Source organism: Acetobacter thailandicus (assembly GCF_011516655.1).
Lineage (GTDB): Bacteria > Pseudomonadota > Alphaproteobacteria > Acetobacterales > Acetobacteraceae > Acetobacter > Acetobacter thailandicus.
Genome location: NZ_WOSV01000003.1, coordinates 61,710 through 81,866, shown reverse-complemented (window position 1 = coordinate 81,866; position 20,157 = coordinate 61,710). Strand labels below are relative to the sequence as shown.

15 protein-coding genes are annotated in these 20,157 nt (G+C 52.5%); 5 read left to right on the top strand and 10 right to left on the bottom strand.

The genetic code is table 11. The annotated features are described in order from the left end of the window. Positions 1-3 precede the first annotated feature (3 nt). The 3 genes from GOB58_RS05445 to GOB58_RS05435 are packed head-to-tail and all read right to left on the bottom strand — an operon-like array spanning position 4 to position 4,841. Positions 4-2,775, bottom strand: a complete 2,772-nt coding sequence (locus tag GOB58_RS05445; RefSeq protein WP_173559563.1) for a DUF4159 domain-containing protein — start codon at positions 2,773-2,775, stop codon at positions 4-6. Then, positions 2,772-3,812, bottom strand: coding sequence for a DUF58 domain-containing protein (locus GOB58_RS05440; protein WP_173559562.1), 1,041 nt, complete (start codon positions 3,810-3,812; stop codon positions 2,772-2,774). Before GOB58_RS05440 ends, GOB58_RS05445 begins: the two co-directional genes overlap by 4 nt. A 6-nt stretch (positions 3,813-3,818) precedes the next feature. Continuing rightward, on the bottom strand, positions 3,819-4,841 hold the full coding sequence (locus GOB58_RS05435; protein ID WP_173559561.1) for an AAA family ATPase: 1,023 nt from the start codon (positions 4,839-4,841) through the stop codon (positions 3,819-3,821). A gap of 191 nt (positions 4,842-5,032) precedes the next feature. On the opposite strand from GOB58_RS05435, the gene GOB58_RS05430 reads away from it, so the two are divergent. The 5 genes from GOB58_RS05430 to GOB58_RS05410 all read left to right on the top strand — a co-directional run bounded on the left by GOB58_RS05430 (position 5,033) and on the right by GOB58_RS05410 (position 11,699). Then, positions 5,033-5,545 (top strand): DUF1285 domain-containing protein, encoded by a 513-nt coding sequence (locus GOB58_RS05430; protein ID WP_322973236.1) that lies wholly within the window; start codon positions 5,033-5,035, stop codon positions 5,543-5,545. Continuing rightward, positions 5,545-6,774: a CCA tRNA nucleotidyltransferase gene (locus tag GOB58_RS05425; protein ID WP_173559701.1), complete on the top strand. Its 1,230-nt coding sequence runs from the start codon at positions 5,545-5,547 to the stop codon at positions 6,772-6,774. The genes GOB58_RS05430 and GOB58_RS05425 overlap by 1 nt, the downstream gene beginning before the upstream one ends. Positions 6,775-6,833: 59 nt before the next feature. Continuing rightward, entirely contained in the window at positions 6,834-8,711 is a 1,878-nt protein-coding gene (locus GOB58_RS05420) for an ABC transporter ATP-binding protein (RefSeq protein WP_242005236.1), read from the top strand. A gap of 229 nt (positions 8,712-8,940) precedes the next feature. After that, positions 8,941-10,122: an HlyD family secretion protein gene (locus GOB58_RS05415; protein ID WP_086554361.1), complete on the top strand. Its 1,182-nt coding sequence runs from the start codon at positions 8,941-8,943 to the stop codon at positions 10,120-10,122. After that, the gene (locus GOB58_RS05410; protein ID WP_086554360.1) at positions 10,122-11,699 is read left to right on the top strand and encodes a DHA2 family efflux MFS transporter permease subunit; all 1,578 of its coding nucleotides are present in this window, start codon (positions 10,122-10,124) and stop codon (positions 11,697-11,699) included. Before GOB58_RS05415 ends, GOB58_RS05410 begins: the two co-directional genes overlap by 1 nt. A gap of 156 nt (positions 11,700-11,855) precedes the next feature. On the opposite strand, the gene GOB58_RS05405 is transcribed toward GOB58_RS05410, so the two are convergent. The 7 genes from GOB58_RS05405 to greA all read right to left on the bottom strand — a co-directional run bounded on the left by GOB58_RS05405 (position 11,856) and on the right by greA (position 20,091). Then, the gene (locus tag GOB58_RS05405; protein WP_173559699.1) at positions 11,856-12,380 is read right to left on the bottom strand and encodes an RNA pyrophosphohydrolase; all 525 of its coding nucleotides are present in this window, start codon (positions 12,378-12,380) and stop codon (positions 11,856-11,858) included. A 37-nt stretch (positions 12,381-12,417) separates the two neighbouring features. Then, positions 12,418-13,539, bottom strand: a complete 1,122-nt coding sequence (locus GOB58_RS05400) for a divergent polysaccharide deacetylase family protein (protein WP_173559560.1) — start codon at positions 13,537-13,539, stop codon at positions 12,418-12,420. A 21-nt stretch (positions 13,540-13,560) separates the two neighbouring features. Beyond that, positions 13,561-15,051 (bottom strand): S41 family peptidase, encoded by a 1,491-nt coding sequence (locus GOB58_RS05395; RefSeq protein WP_173559559.1) that lies wholly within the window; start codon positions 15,049-15,051, stop codon positions 13,561-13,563. A 179-nt stretch (positions 15,052-15,230) separates the two neighbouring features. Then, complete coding sequence (locus GOB58_RS05390; protein WP_173559698.1) at positions 15,231-16,718, bottom strand: murein hydrolase activator EnvC family protein; 1,488 nt, start codon at positions 16,716-16,718, stop codon at positions 15,231-15,233. Positions 16,719-16,772: 54 nt separating this feature from the next. Further along, entirely contained in the window at positions 16,773-18,317 is a 1,545-nt protein-coding gene (gene gpmI, locus GOB58_RS05385) for a 2,3-bisphosphoglycerate-independent phosphoglycerate mutase (protein ID WP_173559558.1), read from the bottom strand. Positions 18,318-18,419: 102 nt separating this feature from the next. Further along, positions 18,420-19,616 (bottom strand): threonine ammonia-lyase, encoded by a 1,197-nt coding sequence (locus GOB58_RS05380; RefSeq protein WP_086554353.1) that lies wholly within the window; start codon positions 19,614-19,616, stop codon positions 18,420-18,422. Position 19,617: 1 nt separating this feature from the next. Further along, complete coding sequence (gene greA, locus GOB58_RS05375) at positions 19,618-20,091, bottom strand: transcription elongation factor GreA (protein ID WP_086554497.1); 474 nt, start codon at positions 20,089-20,091, stop codon at positions 19,618-19,620. Positions 20,092-20,157 lie beyond the last annotated feature (66 nt).

Genomic DNA, 20,157 nt, shown 5'->3' with positions numbered 1-20,157 from the left:
GATTTACTCCCCTCCCAGTCGTTTAAGCAGAGCAGGTACATGAAGCTGATCTGCTTTATAATTACCGGTCAGAGCATAAATCACCGCATTCACACCAAAGCGATATGCTGTTTTTCGCTGCGCAGCTCCCTGCGGAATAACAGCATAGGGAGAGTTGCCGGTATCATCGACAGCCCAGGCATGGGCCCAGTCGGCTGAACCGATAATGACCGGGCTTACATCATCATTTTCTGCTTCTCCCTCGCGGGTGACCCAAACCGGTTGCCCGGCATACCGGCCAGGAAATTCGTGCAGCAGATAAAAAGTATGAGCCAGCAGATGGTGGTCGGTCATTTCTGTCAGCGGAGGGATAGGCAGGCCAATTGTAACACGGCGTAATGCCGCAGCAGTGCCCGGAGCATCGCCGGCAAAATTCTCTGACGAACTACCAGCACTCTGGTCGTTCATATCCTGTCCCTGAGTGTCAATAAACAGAATGCCGCCATGTGCCATAAAAGATGTCAGGGCAGCCGTCTGTGCGGGAGTGACCTGCGCATCAGCCGTGACCGGCCAGTAAATCATGGGGTAATAACTCAGGTCACTTTTACCTGGTATAACTCCGTCAGGAGAGCCGAGGCGGGCTGATGTTCTGGCATTGGTGTAGTCAGACAAACCCTGCAGCCCCTGACGAGAGACATCGTCAACTTCTTTATGCCCTGTGATGATGTAGGCCAGCCTGGTTTCAAGAGCAGCAGGTGGTGTGTTTTGCATTGCTTCCTGTGCTCTGGCTGAGGGAGAGAGCATGATGAAACAGGCAAGGAGAGAGGCTCCTGATTTAACAGATCGTTTTGTGCCCGGAAAGCCTGAGCGAAGCAGCAATGTAAGCATTGTGTCGAGGCAAAGCAGTATGAGTGCCCCTGCCAGGCAAAAGCCTGCAAGGTGCGTGTCTGGTCTGTGACCCGACGGATCAAGCAGCGGGCCGGCGGGCTTTTCAGCCTTTAACGCTGGCAGGGCTGTGCCGGCATTCAGGGCTAGTCTCATAGATTTGGGACCATAAAGCCCCGGAGGGTGCTGCTCAGAAACAGGTGTGCTGGTAAAGGCATCGGCTCTCAGGCTGCGTGCCTCGGGTGGTGGCAGGCCTGGCACGCCGTCACCATCAAGTGTTAAGACCGGAGCAAGAAGGCTGTTATCTGCCGGGGCACTGACACCATTTGCCTGGTCAATAAGACGTTGAAGCATACTGACAAACAGGCCTGAGAGTGGCAGTGAGGACCAGTCGGCTGTGCTGCTGACGTGAAAGAGTATGATCGTGCCTTTCCCCAGTGTCGTGTAGGTAACAAGCGGAGTGCCATCCTGCAGTCTGGCCCAGTTATGGGATGACAGATCAGCAACGGGGCTCGCGAGAATTTGCCGTGAGACCGTGACATCTGCCGGTACCTGCAAGCCGTGGAAGGGCGATGTCGTATCAAACGCAGCAAGCTTTTGTGGAGTGCCCCAGGTCATGGTGCCCCCCAGTTGCCGTGCTCCTGACAACAGGGGAACCGGGAGAAGATCAGTTGCTGCGTCAGCAGTTCTGGCAGCTTCAGTATTTTGTGCATTTTCCTGATTGTGCCCGGCCAGGGTGGGGCCTGCAAAACGAATAAGGGTGCCACCCTGTTCAATCCATTTAGCCATTGTATGACGTACGGCCGGGTCAGACAGCGTGCCATCAGGAGCGATAATGACGGAAAGTGACTGCTGGAGGAGTGACGCCCCTGTGCCTTCGTGCAGTTCTGCCGTTGGGCTCAGGGCACGCCGCAGGTAAAATAAGGGGCCTGTCAGGCGGGTGTCAGATGCTCCTGACGTAATCAGCCCGACAGGGTGCATACGGTCACCTTCATCAAGGAGGAAGGCAGAGGCTGCGCCTGGCAGCCCGTTAAGCGTGATGCGGTCAATACGGTTCATTACTGCTGAAGGCAGGCTGGCAGAAATATCAGCCTGCGTGGCACTGGCCGGCAGAGTGAGGGGAATAGTCGCCAGTGTGCCACCTTCCTGCGTGTGCAGGCGTACAGTTATCTGGCGCGGATGTGGTGCGGGCAGAGTGACAAGCTGAGCTATCGCCGTATTATGAGCCCCGGTCGCAGGTTTGAGCACATAAACCGGTGCATCAGGAAAACGGATCTCCCGTACAGGCCCCATCGTCTGTAATGCCTGAGCAAAAGCAGCATCACCTTCGGACGCCACACCATCTGACAGATAAATAACGGTGCCAAAATGACCAGGCGGGTGGATTTTTGAGAGTTTTGCTATTTCAGCCCGTCGCACACCCCACGGCACAGGACGTAACTGGGTGAGTGTGCGTCTGACAGTCTCAGCCGGCCGGGGCGTGAAAGGTGAGGTTGCCGTGTCTGCTGTATTGCTCGTCGCAGTGAGAATGAGTGAAACCTGACGTCTGGTCAGAGCGGCGTTATCAACGATATTTAAGGCCGTTCTCAGACGTTTGCTCCAGTCAGGGGCTGTCAGCATACCGTTATCAATAACGAGAGCTATGGCACCATTGCCTGAAACAGGCAGCGGTGTGCCGGTAATAACAGGTTGTGACAGGCCCAGTATGAGCAGGCTGACAGCCAGTAAGCGTAAAATCAGCAGCCACAGGGGAGATTTGGCTGCATCATTTTCGGTCGGGCGCAGCGTGCGCAGAATTTGCAATGGCGGAAAGCGCATCTGGCGTGGGCGTGGCGGGGTTGCCCTGAGCAGCCACCAGACCAGTGGCAGGGTCAGAAGGCCACATAAAGCCAGGGGAGCAAGAAAAATCATGCAGGCACCTCTGTCAGTTGACCTTTATTATGCATATGCGCCTGTATGCTCATAAGTGCCGGCAGGGGGGAGTTGTTAGTGTTATGTACTGTCAGCGAATGGTTGTGGCGTGTTGCCAGGGCGGTGAGAGCTGTCTCACGCAGTCTGACCTGGTACTGATAGGCATCCTGCAAAGACTGAACATGCTGCAGGTCGAGCTCAGGTTCCTGCTCAAGTCCCTCAAAGGTAATGTGCCCTTTGTAAGGGAGTGTACGTTCGGCCGGGTCTCCAATTTGCACCAGATGTGCTCTGACCTGCTGGCCGGCACAGTGGCTGAGCAGTTTGCCCAGTTCGGTGTCATCACATAAAAAATCGCTGACTATAATCAGTCTGCAATAGCGGGGTATGAGTGCTGCCGCTGGTAGGGCGGGCACCTGGCCACCATTGTTTCGTAAGGTTTCAAGCAGACCAAGAGCCAGACGTTCAAGAGGGGTCCCTGTCGCATGGCGTGTAGCCTGACCTGATGGTGTAAGGATGCGTACGCGCTCACCACTGCGTAAAAGCAGGCTGGCGGTGGCAAGAAGCAGGAGCAGGGCCCGGTCCCGTTTTTCAGGCAGGTCTGAGGCAGAACGCCATTGCATGGAGGCTGATAAATCACACCAGAGCAGAACTGTTTGTGGTGCTTCTGCTTCGGTTTCGCGTACATAAGCATACTGGCTGCGTGCTGACTGGCGCCAGTCGATCTGTGAGACAGGTTCACCAGGCTGAGCCTGGCGATACTGCCAGAAACTTTCGCCGCTGCCCGCACGGTGCAGGCCGTGCTGCCCGGTGCTCAGAGAGGCTGCGACATGACTGGCTTCAAGCAGAAGCGCAGGCAGGCGCGAAGCCAGATCGTCAGCCTGAGAGGCTATAAACCCTGACAGAGAGCCATCAGCTGGTGCATGTCCCGATGAGGGAGGCTGTGAGGCTGTATGTGTAAAATCATCAGCGACGCTCTGCCTGCCTCTGGAGGAAAGGCGCCCGAGAAAATTTCTGAGGCGCAGGACCGGTGTGCTCAAGAGACTTTAGTCCAGAATTTTTAAAAGCTGTGTCATGACAGAGTCAATCTGCACACCGTCTGCGCGGGCGGCGAAAGTCAGTGCCATACGATGAGCCATAACCGGGCGTGCAAGGGCAATGACGTCATCTATACTGGGAGAGAGGCGACCATTCAGCAGCGCCCGTGCGCGGGTTGCCAGCATAAGGGTTTGTGCTGCGCGCGGACCAGGACCCCAGGCAATATGACGGCGCAGAGTTTCATCTCTGGTTGTCTCGGGGCGGGCGGCACGGGTCAGTTTTAAAATAGCATCGACTATTTTTTCGCCAATTGGCAGCGTACGGACCAGTGCCTGCGCTTCGCTGAGAATTTCGGTGGAGATAATGCGTTCAGGGGTGGCTTTTTCTGTGCCGGTGGTTGCCAGCAGCATAGCTCTTTCAGCCGCTTCATCAGGGAAGGTGAGTGGAATTTGCAGCATGAAGCGATCGAGCTGTGCTTCTGGCAGCGGATAGGTTCCCTCCTGCTCCATCGGGTTTTGCGTGGCGAGCACATGAAAAGGTGCGGGTAGCTGATGCTCGGTGCCGGCAACGCTCACCTGATGTTCCTGCATGGCCTGAAGCAGAGCAGATTGTGTGCGGGGGCTGGCACGGTTAATTTCATCTGCCATCAGCAGCTGACAGAATACCGGCCCGGGTACAAAGCGAAAGCTGCGTCGCCCTGAGTTATCTTCATCGAGAATTTCGCTGCCGGTGATGTCAGAAGGCATCAGGTCAGGAGTAAACTGTACACGTCGTGTATCCAGGCCCAGCACGGTGCCCAGCGTTGTCACCAGTAATGTTTTGCCCAGTCCCGGTGCACCAACCAGAAGGCAGTGCCCTCCGGCGAGGATAGTGATCAGGGTCTGGTTAACAACCTGGTCCTGACCAAAAATGATGCGCGAGATTTCCTGCTGCACAGCTTTGAGGTGCTCACACAGATCATCAGCTTTTCTGACATCTGGTGGGGCAGAAGGAGAGAGAGCAGCGGAATGTTTTTTGTCTGATACGGCCATGTGTCCAGTCTGTGCAGATATGGGTCTTACATCAAGTAGGGTATTCACCCTATATCATGTCCTGAGCAGTGAAACAGTTATTACAGGATTATCTGTCAGTGCGCGATGAAGAAGATCTACACCTGAACACGACACATTCTTGTTCTGATACAACCTCTGATCGGTCTGCTTCAGGTTCGCAGGTCAGAAAGCTGCCGTTTCTGATTAAAAGAAACGGGGAGTGGCTGTACAAAGGAGAGCCTTTAAATCGTAAGGCGATGGTGTGTCTGTTTGGCTCTGTTCTGACTCGTGATTCGGAGGGGGCTTATCTGCTTCGTACACCTGTTGAAACAGGATATATTGATGTGGAGGATGCTCCGTTTCAGGCTGTGAAGCTTGAGTGGTCGGGGTGTGGCCGCATGCAGAAACTGTGTTTTTGCACAAATACAGATGAGCCTGTTGTTGCTGACCGTGAGCATCCGATTCGGACCAGATGGCAAATTTCTTCTGATTTTTGTGCAGAGGGTGCCTGTCCGCCTTACCTGACTGTACGTGCCGGTGATGGTCTTTTTCCTGTTGAGGCGCGCCTGTCGCGCTCTGTGTGGTATGAGCTGGCAGCACTGGCTGAGCCCGGGCAGTGTCATGGTATCCCCTGCATGGGGGTGTGGAGCTGTGACAGCTTTTTTCCTCTCTCGTTAATGCCCCCCGAAGAACCTGAAGCATGATGCAGCCTGGCGTGTCAGAGGATTATTCAAAGGGGAGTACCGGGCTTACGACGAAGCAGCGTAATGCTTTGACTGCCTTGTGGCGTGTTTTGCCTCAGGCGCGTCTGGTTGGTGGTGTTGTGCGAGACCTGCTGGCGGGGCGGCCTGTGTCTGATATTGATCTCGCGACACCAGAGCCTCCGGCAGAGGTTCTGGCCAGCCTTAAAGCTGCGGGTATTAAAGTCGTACCCACCGGCCTGGCGCACGGAACAGTTACAGCTGTGATGGAGGGGCAGCCTTATGAAATTACGACATTGCGGCGCGATGTCACGACTGACGGGCGTCATGCCTCTGTCTGCTGGACCAGCAACTGGGCAGAGGATGCAAAGCGGCGTGATTTTACGATTAATGCGATGTTTCGTGACCGTCATGGGCAGCTGACGGATTATTTCGGTGGTCAGGCAGACCTTGCCGCTGGCAGAGTGCGCTTTGTGGGAGAGGCATCTGCACGCATCCGTGAAGACGCTTTGCGGATTTTACGATTTTTTCGTTTTCAGGGACGTTATGGTGGTACTGAGCCTGATGCTGAGGCGATAAGTGCGATCAGGGAGAATGCAGACTGGCTTAAGCGTTTATCTGTTGAGCGCATCTGGTCGGAAATGCAGAAAATACTAACCGGACAGGGGGCCCGGGGTCAGGTTCGCCTGATGGAGGAGACGGGCGTGCTGTCTGTTCTTTTTCCTTCAGGTGTTACGATTTCCCGTTTCGATGCGCTACTTGCAGCTGGCGCCCCCGCCGATCCGGTTTTGCGACTGGCTGCATTAATTGCGGAAGATCCTTCCGGGCTGGCCAGACGCCTGAAACTGTCACGTGCAGAAACGCGCTATCTGGTAGCAGTGTCGTGTAACAAGGCACCCGCGACTGATATCAGCGATGATGCATTACGTTATCTCTTATCTGATAAATCTAAAGACCTGCTACTTGCTCTGGTCTGGCTTGCGCAGGCTGACGCGTCATTCTCACCATCTGTTTTGGCAGAATCGTTTATCGCTCTGAGGGCGCGCATCCGCGATATGCCCGTACCGGTTTTTCCGCTGGCAGGTAAACATCTGTGCGACGCAGGACTTGCTACCGGCCCGGATATTGGTCGTGTTCTCACAGAGGTGCGCCAGTGGTGGCAACAGCATGGGTGTCAGGCGGGGCTGGAGGCATGCCTTAAACAAGCCATGAACCTGAGGCAGATAAAATAGCAGCAGAATTTTTTGCTGACGGATTTTACCTCTTGTCGTGAGGCTGGTAGAGGAACGGTATGATGTCTTCACGCTCCTCCGCTTCTGGTACACATTCTGCGTCTTCCGCTTCTCAGGCTCATTCGGTATCTGATGATACAGAGCATGCTCCTCGTGGACGTAAGCGAAAGAAAAAACAAAAACCTGCGCGTAAGGTTTTATCTCCGGATGATACCCGTGCGCTGCTGCGCCGGTTATGGGGGGGGCAGGTCAGGCACTACCCGGGGCGTATTCTGGCTGTTTTGCTGCTGACTGTTGTGATGGCGGCCCTCACGGCGCTTTATCCGCTGGTTATTCAGCGCGCGCTGGATATGTTTGCCTCGCATGATCCGCGTATTCTGTATCAGGTACCGATGCTCGTGGTGATTGTGACAGCATCAAAAGCTGTGTCACAATATGCGCAGACACTGGCAGCGCAGGGGCTTGTGCTGGTGGTTATTCGTGACCTGCAAAATATCATGTTCAGCCACCTGATACAGGCAGATGTCACCCGGATAGAGCAGGAAGCACCGGCAAAACTGGCCGCACGCTTTACAACAGACGCTGTTTCTATTCGTGAAGCGATGATTAAGGTTGTTAACTCCCTGGGGGATACGGTCACAATTGCAGGCCTTATTGTCTCAATGTTCTATATGGACTGGGAGCTGAGCCTGATTGCTGCGTTACTGTATCCGGTTGCGGTCGTACCTATTCAGAAATTAGGTAAAAAGGTCAGACGGGCTTCAGGCGGGATGCAGGAGCAGATCGGGGAGACTGCGGCGTTTCTGACAGAGAGCTTTTCTCAGGCCCGTACAGTGCGGGTCTACGGTATGGAGCAGGAAGAAACAGCGCGCGCAGTTACATCTTTCGAGCGTCTTCATAAGGCGATGCTGAGCATTACCCAGGGACGTGCCAGAGTTGACCCTCTGCTTGAAGTGCTGGGGGGAACAGCAGTGGCTGCGGTTCTTGGTTTTGCCGGCTGGCGGGCTGCTATGTCTGGCACAACGCTGGGTGATTTTTCCGGGTTCGTTGCGGCTTTGCTGCTGGCGGCACGTCCTCTCAGAGCATTAGGGGCTCTTCACGCCGCCTTGCAGGAGGGGCTGGCCGGACTGGTCAGAATTTTCAGTGTTGTCGATGAAAAACCTGCGGTGACTGAGGCTTCAGATGCTGTTCCTTTACCTGCTGGCGGCGGACATCTGATATTTAAAGATGTTGGTTTTATTTATAATGACGGGCGTGTTGGACTTGATTCGTTTAGTTTTGAGGCTCAGGCTGGTCAGGTCGTCGCTCTCGTGGGCTTGTCGGGTGCGGGTAAATCAACAGCTTTATCACTGGTGCCACGCCTGCATGATGTGACATCTGGCAGTATTCTGCTTGATGGGCAGGATCTTCGTCATTTGCAGATTGAGAGCCTGCGTAAAGCCATTGCCTATGTGAGCCAGAACCCGATTCTGTTTGATTTTCCGGTTTATGAGAACATTCTTCTGGGTAAGCCGGATGCATCCGAGGCTGAAGTGCATGCAGCCGCCCGGGCAGCCGCGGCAGAGGCTTTTATTCTTGAGTTACCTGAGGGATATAAAACCTGTGTCGGCTCCGGCGGTCAGTTCCTGTCAGGTGGTCAGCGTCAGCGCATTGCTCTGGCGAGGGCTTTTTTGCGTAACCCGCGGCTGTTGCTGCTTGATGAAGCGACCAGTGCGCTTGATAGTGAAAATGAAGCCGCCGTGCAGCAGGCTCTTGCACGTATTCGCCATGACCGGACAACAATTATCGTGGCGCACCGGCTTTCTACAGTCAGAGCCGCTGATCTGGTTGTGGTGATGCAGGACGGGCGGGCTATTGAGCAGGGTAACCATGACACTCTTATGGAGAAAAATGGTTTATATGCCCGTCTTGTACGTACGCAAAGTCTGGAGCAGTAGAGTGTCTTTTCAGGAATGGTAAAAAGTATAATTATTTGTTTTTAAATAATTTTTTTATGAAAAACGCTATCATTTATAATAGGGCAGCGTTAACATTCTGCATAGTACTGCTTGAAGTGGTTTGATGATCGTGCCACAAAATGACCGAACCGATCGGTCAGCGGTGTGGTGTTGAATGTGCCGTGAGTCGGAAAATCTACACGGTGTATGTTGAAAAGCGGGGAGCAGAATGGCCGAAGTCCATAGTGAACAGTCTGAAGAAGTATCTGCAAAAGAAAATAGTGCACCCCCAAAGAAAAGCGGAACGCGTAAGGTTGTTCTGACAATTGTTATTGTTGCTCTGGCTGTTCTGGCAGGCGTGTATTTTTATCTCACACGTAATGAAGTCGAGACGGACGATGCTTTTACCGCCGGCCGGGCTGTGTCTGTCGCACCGCATGTCAGTGGTTATGTCGTTGGTCTTTATGTCAATGATAACCAGTTTGTTCGCAAAGGGCAGCTGCTTGCGCGTATTGACCCGCGGGACTGGACAGCACAGCGCGATGAAGCCGTGGGTAACCTTGAGCAGGTGCAGGCTGCTTTTGAAGCATCTCAGATGATGTATCTGGTTGCTCAGAAAACGTATCCCGGGCATCTGGTTGAAGCTCAGGGCAGCCTTGCCGCAGCGAAGGCTCAGGTATTTAAAGCTGAGACCGATTATAAACGTCAGATGCGTGTGCAGCGTGCTGCAACATCGCAGCAGGATATTGATTACGCACGGGCTGCTCTTGATGCGGCAAAGGCGCAGGTTATGCAGGCTGAAGGTCTTCTGCAGATCGCCGAGCCGGTGCAGCCTAATGTGTCGAATACCAAAATTCAGGTCAGCCAGCAGGAAGGTCAGGTTAAAACAGCTCAGGCCAGGCTTGATAACGCTGTTCTCAACCTTGGCTGGACAGAGCTTCGTGCGCCATGTGATGGCTGGATCTCAGAACGTAATATCGAACAGGGTAATTATGTTGCAACGGGTCAGCATGTGTTGTCAGTTGTAGAGCCTGAAGTGTGGGTTGTCGCTAACTATAAAGAAACCCAGATCACTGATATGAGACCCGGCCAGAAAGTGGATATTCATGTTGATGCGTATCCGTCACTTAAGCTGAAAGGGCATATTGATTCGTTGCAAAAGGGAACGGGAGCAACATTCAGTGCGTTCCCTCCCGAAAATGCTACGGGTAACTATGTTAAAATTGTTCAGCGTGTTCCGGTTAAAATCATCATTGATGAAGGACTGAACCCTGAACAGCAGCTGGCGCTTGGTCTGTCAGTCGAGCCGGTTGTGCATGTTGATACTCCCGGACGTCCGGATGGTGTTCCGCCCCGGACAACATCTGCTGCACAGCCAGTTCCATCAACGGTGACTGAAAATACAAAATAATGAGTACACAGCCCGGAACATCTGCGGCAGAGTGGAAGCCCCGCCATAATCCCTGGATTGTGGCGTTTGTAGTGACCATGGCCGCATTTATGGAAATTCTGGACACGACCATTGTAAACGTGTCGTTGCCACATATTGCGGGTAGCCTGTCGAGCACATATGACGATGCGACGTGGACGCTGACAGCTTACCTGGTTGCCAATGGCATTGTGCTGACAATTTCTGGCTGGCTGGGTAAGGTCTTCGGGCGCAAACGTTATTTTATGATCTGTATCACCATGTTCACAGTGTCTTCGTTTCTGTGTGGCATGGCGACATCGCTGACCCAGCTTATCGTGTTCCGCATGATGCAGGGGTTCTTCGGGGGTGGTTTGCAGCCGGTGCAGCAGTCGATCATTCTTGACAGTTTCCCTCCGGCAAAACGTGCCGCTGCTTTTGGTCTGACAGCCATTGCAACAGTAGTGGCACCAGTTATCGGGCCGACGCTTGGTGGCTGGATCACGGATAACTTTGAATGGCGCTGGATCTTTTTTATCAATGTGCCTTTTGGTTTTCTGACAACTCTTGGTGTGATTCTCACAGTTGATGATCCGCCGTGGGCAGTAAAGCAGAAATCTCCTATTGATACAGTTGGTATCTGTCTGATTACGCTTGGTTTCAGTTGTCTTGAGGTCATGGTTGACCGCGGAGAAGATGCGGACTGGTTCGGTTCAGACTTTATTCGTATTATGGCCGTTATGGCGGTTCTGGGTTTAGGAGGCGCTATTTTCTGGCTGCTGCGTGCAAAACGCCCTGCAGTTGATCTGCGCGTCTTTAAAGACCGCAATTTTGCTGTTGCCACAACTCTGATGGGGGCTATGGGAGCGCTGCTTTATGCCTCAGCGTTAATTGTGCCTCAGTTTGCACAGCAGGTGATGGGGTATACGGCAACATTGTCAGGCCTGGTATTGTCTCCGGGCGGGGTTGCTGTGATTTTTCTGATCCCGCTGGTCGGCAAATTAATGACGAAGACCAGTGTGCGTAATGTTATCGCGCTGGGCTTTACGCTTATGGGATGCTCGTTCTTTTTCTCAGCCGACCTCGTGCCGACCCTCGATTTCAGGCATCTTGTGCTTTTCCGTATGAGTCAGACAGCCTGTCTTGCATTTCTGTTTGTGCCACTTTCGACTATTGCTTACTCGACTATTCCTAAGCATCTTAACTCTGATGCTTCTGCTCTCTTTTCAATGGCGCGTAACGTGCTGGGGTCACTGGCAATTTCGGGTGCGACGGCTTTGCTGACAGAACGCCGGCAGGCTCATCAGGCTCATATGGTGCACTGGATGACCCCTTATCATCAGCCTTATAACGATTACCTCAATCAGGTGCAGGCTGCTGCCCAGGCCAGAGGGGCGACACATCAGGCTGCGGCTGCTGTTGCGCAGCATAGTCTGTTCAGTGAGTTCTCACGTCAGATCTCTATTCTGACGTATAACGAGGTCTTTATGACACTGGGTATCGGTGCTTTTTTATGCGTGCCACTATGTTACCTGCTGTCTCCTCTTAAAGGAGACGGTAAGGCAAAACCAGCTCATTAATTTACTGAAAAAGGTCGCTTCGGCGGCCTTTTTTAGTAAGGCTGCGCAAGCAACGATGAGGGTGTTTATCATACCCCTGATGTTTAAGAGTGCTGTTAAAGTTGACGGGATTTATGCCCGATGTCTGCGCTGGAACCCAGAGAAGAGATAATGCTGTCAGCGTGTCGCAGCAGGGTAAATGAGTGGATGCTTTGAAAAATAAGCAACCAGCTTCTCATAAACGGGTTTTTTAAACCCAACATTTTGCTCAGGCAGAGCTTCCAGTTCAATCCATCGAAAAGCATCAAACTCAGGTGGGTTTTGCAGGTTCAGGTTAATGTCGCTGTCAGAACCACTAAAAGCCAGCGCAAACCATTTTTGTGTCTGCCCGCGAAAACGCCCGCCCATGGCTTTTCCAATCAGATGGTCAGGAAAGTCATAGCTTATCCAGTCAGAGCATTCCTGCACGATGCAAAGCTTAGTCGTGCCGATCTCTTCTTCAGCTTCGCGTAGTACCGCACTATCCGGAGCTTCATCATTATCAATACCACCCTGGGGGCACTGCCAGACACCTTCTGACAAAGGCCCGCCTGCTCCTGGCATATCTGCCCGCCGGGCTATGAGAATTTTACCATCTGCACGAAAAATCAGAGCTCCGACATTACGGCGATATGGCAGGCTGTAACCGGAAGAGTCGCGCATCATAATTATCCTGCATCTTATAAACTGAAGTAAGGGCTTAAGGCTGAGGTGACTGAGCACTGTCGGCTGGCTGCATGTGGTTATTCAGGTCAATATGAAAGATTGTTTTATGTGGTAATGCGTCCTGAGTATTGGCTCCGGCGTCAGATGCTGTTGCCTTAATATCAGGGGTTTTGGCAAGCATGCTAAGAGGCACAAGGGTAATGCCGACATCTTCCAGGTGAGGGATCCATGCTCTCAGGCAGGCCAGAGCAACCGGCCGCAGCGGCCCAATAATCCCGATGGCACTATGGTTGCGGCGGGCTGCCTGCTGGAGCTTGAGCAGCTGAATGTCAATTTTAATAATGTCAGTATCTGTATTGATGTTGACGTCTACTGTGCCGCCAGGGCCGTTTGTTCTGGGTGTGGTTTCAGGCGTGGCATTCAGATAAATCAGACCGCGGTCGTCAATATCTTTAAGAATGGGTGAGAAGGCATTGGAAAGGGTGTAGCTTTCAGTGCCGGAACCGGGGAAGCCGTTTGTGACACCAATAAAGCCACTGAGGCTGGAAAGAGCCCATTTATAATTCTGGAGATTTTCCTCCGGAGAGAGGCCAGGGCCAAGCGCATAAGAGCCTGTCACATCTTCTCCGGCAGACGGATCATATTTTGAATCCTGCTGAACAGGGAGGGCAAGAAGTGTCTCGTGGTTGTTAAGACGTGCCTGCTCGAGCAATTTTTTCATTTCAGGAGCATAAGGCGAAACAGCAAATGTGACCGGTGCCGGCAGAGAAGCCATAGCTTCATTTGTCAGGTTTCTGGCATCCCCTATGCCGGTAATAACAAGAGCGACTTCAGCATTACCCGGCGGGACCTCAACAGTAGGAGAGGCATAAGCAAGGCGTGGTGTGCGTCCCTTTGCGTCTTTTTTGGGAAGAGGAAAGCCATTCGGACCCCGGTGTTTTTCCTGCAGTTCAGGTAAGGGGGCCGGAATAACATTGCGGGAGCCAGGATTGAGGTTAGAAGAGGCGACATCAATATCATCCCCGTCCAGCCGGGGAGGGCCCATGACCTGAAGGCTGATGACAAGAATACCGGTCAATACGAAACATCCCCCCCAGAAACGGACAAACATACGTCCGGAGGAAGGCATTTGTTGCCAGTGGGATGTTATCGTCATGCTCTTTATTCCTCTGATAAATCAGGGTTTTTTCTTAATTTCGCTTTTTTTGGCGTCAGTTTTTACCGGGGGGAGAGAAGCAACCGGGTCAGGTGCTGGCAGGTTTGCCATAAATTTAACAACCCTCAGAGCTTCCTGCAGCTGAAAATCAGTCTCTGGTTTCGTGTAGTCAAATTCCGGCCAGTTTGCTGGTGGTTCACCAGGAATATCTTTGGCAACGGAGGGAAGGTCATTGCGAGGCTGGCGCTTGGTCTGGTTACCACCCTGGTTTTTAAGGATGTGCTCCAGGTCAGCTTCATGCATGCTAAAGCCCGGGTCTTCGCGGGTTTCTTTTACAACGATATCAGGTGTAATGCCTTTTGCCTGAATTGAGCGGCCTGACGGCGTGTAATAGCGTGCGGTTGTCAGGCGGATTGCACCATTTCCAGGAATCGGAATGATGGACTGAACAGAACCCTTACCAAAAGAGCGGGTTCCCATCACCACAGCGCGGCCGTGGTCCTGCAACGCGCCTGAGACAATTTCAGATGCTGAGGCAGAGCCACCATTAATCAGCACGACGATAGGCATACCGTTGGTCATGTCTTCGCCATGAGCATTCCACAACTGGCTGTCTTTAGGGTTGCGGGCGCGTGTCGAAACGATAGCACCTGATCGGATAAAGCTGGAGGAGACTTTAATTGCCTGGTCAAGCAGCCCCCCGGGATTGTTTCGAAGGTCGATAACCAGGCCAGCCAGTTTCCCTCCTGCATCGCGTTTCAGTTTGTCGTACGCACTGACAAGAGCTTTTTCAGTTTCTTCATTGAACTGAGCGATGCGGATATACCCTATGCGGCCATAAAGAGCTGATTTCACGACATCAATATGAATATTTTCGCGGGTCAGCGTCAGAATAATAGGTTTGGGTGTCTTAGCTCTGACAAGCGTCAGGCTAATTTTCGTGTTGGGTTTGCCGCGCATTTTTTTGACGGCTTCATCCAGAGGTACGCCATCAACCGGGCGACCATCAACAGCAATAATATAGTCACCAGATTTAACACCGGCACGAAAACCAGGGGTGCCGTCAATGGGAGAGACAACGCGAATATGTCCGTCCTGCTGCTGCAGCTCCAGGCCCAGGCCGCCAAACTCTCCTTTCATCTGGGTCATCATGTCATCATACTGTTTTTCAGTCATGTATGAGCTGTGAGGGTCCAGACCGGACAGGGCACCGTTAAGGGCGTTAGTAATCAGATCTTTATCTGAAACAGGTTCAACGTAATCAGAGCGGACAAGGTCCATGACCGTGCCAAACAGAGTTAGCAGGCGGTAGGTTTCGGCATGATTTTTTGTGGGTGAATCGTCAGCTGCTTTAGCCTGTGGGTGTTGCTCTGTCGCAGTGTCAGAAGCAGGTGCGGCGAAAGCGGATTGCAGGAAGTTGTTACTGCCTGCATGGAATAAACCGGAGGGAGAGGTTACGGCAAGGCCCGTGAGAAACGTGGCACCGAGCATCAGGCCTGTGCGAAACTTCATATTTTTTAATCTCCTGTCGCCGGGCTGTATCCCGTGCTGAAAGCATTTTCTAACAATTATCAGTTCTTGCAAGCCATAGTAGCCAGGCGTTTTTACAGGGGCACAGATAATATTTTGCGACCCGTGTGGGGTAGAATAGCGGTTTCTGCCGTGCAGGAAAACTCTTTGCTGTCTAATTCTTAAAGGAAAGGTGCAGGATTAATAGGTGTCTGAGCATGACGAAGTTGCACAAACAGAGAATTATGGCTTCCCATAGAGCCAACAGGCGCACCTCTGGTGAGTGCCTGCCCTGTATTAACGGAAAGTTCTCCCAGACCAGCGATAACAAAACGGTAATGTTTTCCACAATTTAAGATGACCATCTGGCCGTAGGTGCGAAAGCTGCCAGCAAAATCGACCTGGCCGGTACAGGGTGCGCGTACGCCTGCATCTGATGGTGTACGATAAGTAATACCTGTAGCGGGTCCCGATTCTGTTGAAGCATGCCATGCTGTGAGAATATGGCCCGCTACCGGACGAGATCCGCTTTCAGGACCATTGCCGGCAACAGAAGATACTGCCGGTGCTGATGATGTCGATGCCTGCTGAGCAGATGAGCCGGCTGACTGTGAAGAGGCAGCACTTCGTGCAGAAAGGCCTGGTCCTGATTGTTTTTGCAGGGCCAGTAATTTGCGTTTTGCGGCTTCAGCCCGTTGCTGAGCCAGAGCTCGGGCCGCTGCATCCCGCGCATCTTTATGTGCTTTTTCGGCAGAGGCGAGTTCTTTTTGTAAAGAAGCCTCGGCAGAGCTTTCAAGAGATTCAAGCCGGGCGACAGCATCCTGAAGGCTTGAGGCTTTTCTTGTGGCATTTTCAAGCTGTCGGGCCGCATCTTTTGCCGCTCTCCCGGCTTTTAGCTGGGCAGTCCGGGCTTTAGTCGCCTGCTGTTTTACAACGTCGCGTTGCCGGGCCTGTGTTTGCTGAAGAGTCGTCAGAGTGGCTAGTTTTTTTGATTGCTCAGCATCAAGCAATGTCAGCTTTTCCTGCTGTCCGCGCATTTCCTGCGCCTGTCTTTCGAGCCCGTGAGAGATGCCTTTGATAACAAGAAAGCCGGTTATGGCCTTGTCCTGGGGGAGTGGGACCGTAACCAGCGTATCAGAGGGGTAAAGAGAGAGATGTTCCGCCAGTGGCAGAACAGGAGAGAGGGCTTTACCTTTCTGGATCAGGTCAGCGCGTAACTCTTCCTGCTCTTTGCGGATATCTGCAATCTGAGTTTCAAGGTCAGAAATATTTTGCTCTGTACTTTGCAATGTTGCTGCAGCGGAGGAGGCCGCAGCAGATAATGTGGCAGCAACAGCGGCGCTTTGTCGTGCCTGTGTCTGCGCGGTTTCATTTCTGACCTCAAAAGTTTTAACCGCAGCGACCTGTGCCGCTGTTTGCTGTTTTACGGCATTACGCTGTGTTTGTGCCGCCTGTAGTGCGTCGCGCGCCTGTTTTACAGATTTTTCAGCATTAAGCTCATTGCGGGTCATTGCCGGCTGATGCGTGGCCTGGGGTGTTACTTTTCTATGGCTGCTTTTTTGTGGTGGCTTTGACGAGGGATGATGCTGAGATGTCCGCACCTTATGGTGCTCAGTCGTTCTGGTTGTGGCCAGAGCAGTGCCTGAGAGTGTGCAGCATGACAGCAGCATCAGCCCCGTTATCTTAACGTGCAGAAAAGCAGGTAAGGGGGGCTGCACTATCGGTCAGGCCTGAGGAGCGAGCAGAGAAGAGCCGCCCATATCTGCTGGCCGGGGTATGTCGAGCAGGGCAAGAAGAGTAGGCGCCAGATCGGCGAGGCGGCCACTGTTCAGCGTTTTTGTCCCGGTGTTAAAGGCAATCAGAGGTACTTCGTTGAGGGTATGTGCGGTGTGCGGCAGACCTGTTTCAGGGTCTTTCATTGTTTCACAATTACCGTGGTCAGCTGTGACCAGTAATGCACCATTTTGTTTTTCCAGGGCCTCAACAATCCGCCCCAGGCCCGTATCAACAGTTTCAACAGCTTTAATCGCAGCAGAGAGGATGCCGGTATGCCCTACCATATCAGGGTTGGCAAAGTTCAGAATAATCAGGTCGTAGGTGCCGCTTGCAATAGCCTCTACAGCTTTGTCGGTAAGTTCAGGGGCAGACATTTCTGGCTGAAGGTCATAGGTTGCGACTTTGGGGGAAGGAACAAGGATACGATCTTCGCCTGCGAATGGCTCCTCACGTCCACCATTGAGAAAATATGTCACATGGGGGTATTTTTCAGTTTCGGCCATACGCAGCTGTTTAAGGCCAGCCTTAGAGACAACTTCTCCCAGAATATTTTCAAGGGTCTGTGGCGGAAAAAGTATGGAAAGACGCTTAGCAAGTGTGTCGCTGTAATGGGTCATGCCCATAACAGCACCAAAGCTGATAACTTTCCGGCGTTTAAACCCATCAAACTCAGGTTCTGCCAGGGCATCAAGAAGCTGGCGTATACGGTCAGCTCTGAAATTGAAAGTCAGAAGGCCATCACCGTCTTTCATGCCAGCATAATCACCCACGACAGTGGGGAGAATAAACTCGTCAGAGAGATCATTTGTGTAGGCTGAGGATATCACGTCTTCGGCTGTTGCTGCTTTCGGACCCTGTGCTGAGACAATGGCATTGTAGGCAAGCTCGACACGTTCCCAGCGCTTATCACGGTCCATGGCATAGTAGCGGCCTGAAACCGTTGCAATTTTCACACCATCAGGCAGCTCCTGCTGCAATGTTTTGATGTAATCAGCGGCTGAGCGTGGGGCTGTATCACGTCCGTCAGTAAAGACATGAAATGTAACAGGAATACCAGCCTCTGTCAGAATTTTTGCTAGGGCAGCAGCATGTTCCTGGTGAGAGTGAACCCCACCTGGGGAGACCAGCCCGGCAAGGTGGCACGTCCCGCCGGTGCTTTTTAATGTGCTGATAAATTTCTGCATAATCGGGCTGCGAGCGACAGAGCCATCATGCAGTGCTTTAAAAATACGGGGGAGTTCCTGCATAACAACGCGACCGGCACCGATATTCAGATGCCCGACCTCTGAGTTTCCCATCTGACCATCGGGCAGACCAACATCATCGCCACAGGTACGCAGAAAAGCGTGAGGGTTACTGTTCCATAATTTATCAAAAACAGGCGTACGCGCCAGCCTGACAGCATTATCAGAATCATGTTCGCGCCATCCAAAACCATCGAGAATGACAAGCATAACAGGACGATGTGCGTGAGAGTGAGACTGGACTGTCATAGTACTACGCCTTTTTGATTTTATAATTAAAGACCACACTACCAGATCATTATAATGATGATAATAAGCAGATGCAGTCTTTAATTTATAAAACGATAAAACTCAGGCGTATTTAACGGTATAAAACTGACGTAACTCAGCTGTGATCGAAATAGCGTGCTCAGGGTCGCGTGCTTCGATCATGACTTCAAGTTCTGCTGCCTGTACAGAGGGGGCAGAGAGCAGCCTTCTGTGTGAGACTTCAATAATATTACCACCGGCTTTACCGATTTTGCCTGAAATGTCAGCCAGAACGCCAGGCCGGTCAGGAATTTCCATAATCAGGCGTAGAATCCGGCCATCGCGCAGCATAGCGCGCAGCAGCGTGTTGGCCAGAATCCGGCTGTCGATATTGCCGCCACTGACAGGCATGGCAACTTTTTTGCCGCGGAAGATATCAGGATAAGTCAGCATGGCAGCGAGAGAGACCGCACCGGCACCTTCACTTATTTGCTTTGCCCCCTCAGCCAGCAGCGTAATGGCGTTTTCAACTGCAGCTTCAGGCACAATCAGTACCTGTGACACCATATCGCGAATGACTTCGTCGGTTTGCTGACCAATTTGCAAAACGGCAATACCTTCGGCAATGGTCGCTCCACCCACCGGGTGTGTTGCCGGGCCAGGAAAGGCGGAGAGAGAGTTATAGCTCTCAACCTGTACACCAATCAGCTCAACATCAGGGCGCATCGCGCGGGTTGCAACAGAACAGCCTGCCAGCAGGCCACCCCCGCCAATCGGCGCAATCAGCATGTCCAGCGGGCCGGCATCTTCAAGCAGCTCAAGTGCGCAGGTACCCTGGCCGGCCATAACAGCAGGGTCATCATAGGGATGAACAAAAGTCCGTCCCTCACGTTCCTGAAGTTCTTTGGCGAAGAGAACAGCTTCTGCGAAGCTCTCACCTTCCAGCACAACACGGGCGCCCCAGTTGCGGGTGCGTACAACCTTACCGGCGGGGGTAAAGCGGGGCATAACAATTACAGCATCAATACCCAGCAGGCTGGCATGCCGGGCGACACCCTGCGCATGATTGCCCGCTGAAACTGCAATAACACCACGTTCGCGTTCTTCGGCAGAGAGGAGCGCCAGTTTATTGGCCGCGCCACGCTCTTTAAAAGAGCCAACAGCCTGAAGATTTTCAAGCTTAAGGGTAACCTCAGCACCCGTCGCTCTGGAAAGCGCATGAGACGGAATTGTCGGGGTACGAATAACTTTCCCTTCGATCCGTTTTGCGGCTGCTGAGATATCCTCAAAAGTAATCATATCAGATGAATTTCACTGAAAGGATTTCGTAGGTCCGGTCACCACCGGGGGCAGGAACAGACACGGTATCTCCCTCGCTTTTGCCAATCATGGCTTTTGCCAGCGGAGCAGAGACAGACAGAAGGCCCTGTTTGATGTCGGCTTCATGCATGCCAACAATCTGATAGGTCATTTCTTTATCGGTATCTTCGTCAACAACAGTAATGGTCGCACCAAACTTCACCTGATCACCAGAAAGTGAAGTCGGATCGATTACCTCAGCCGTCGAAATAATCTCCTCCAGCTCCAGAACGCGTCCTTCAATGAACGACTGTCGCTCGCGGGCTGCATGGTATTCGGCGTTTTCTGACAGGTCACCATGACTGCGGGCTTCTGCAATGGCGCGAATAACGGCTGGCCGTTCTTCAGTTTTGAGTTTGCGCAGTTCGTCTTCAAGCCGCAGTAAGCCTTTGCCGGTCATTGGAGTTTTCTGCAAGACATGTCCCCAGAGTAAATTCGCCGGCATGATGCCGGCTGAAAGTTGCACATAATAAGCGGTTTT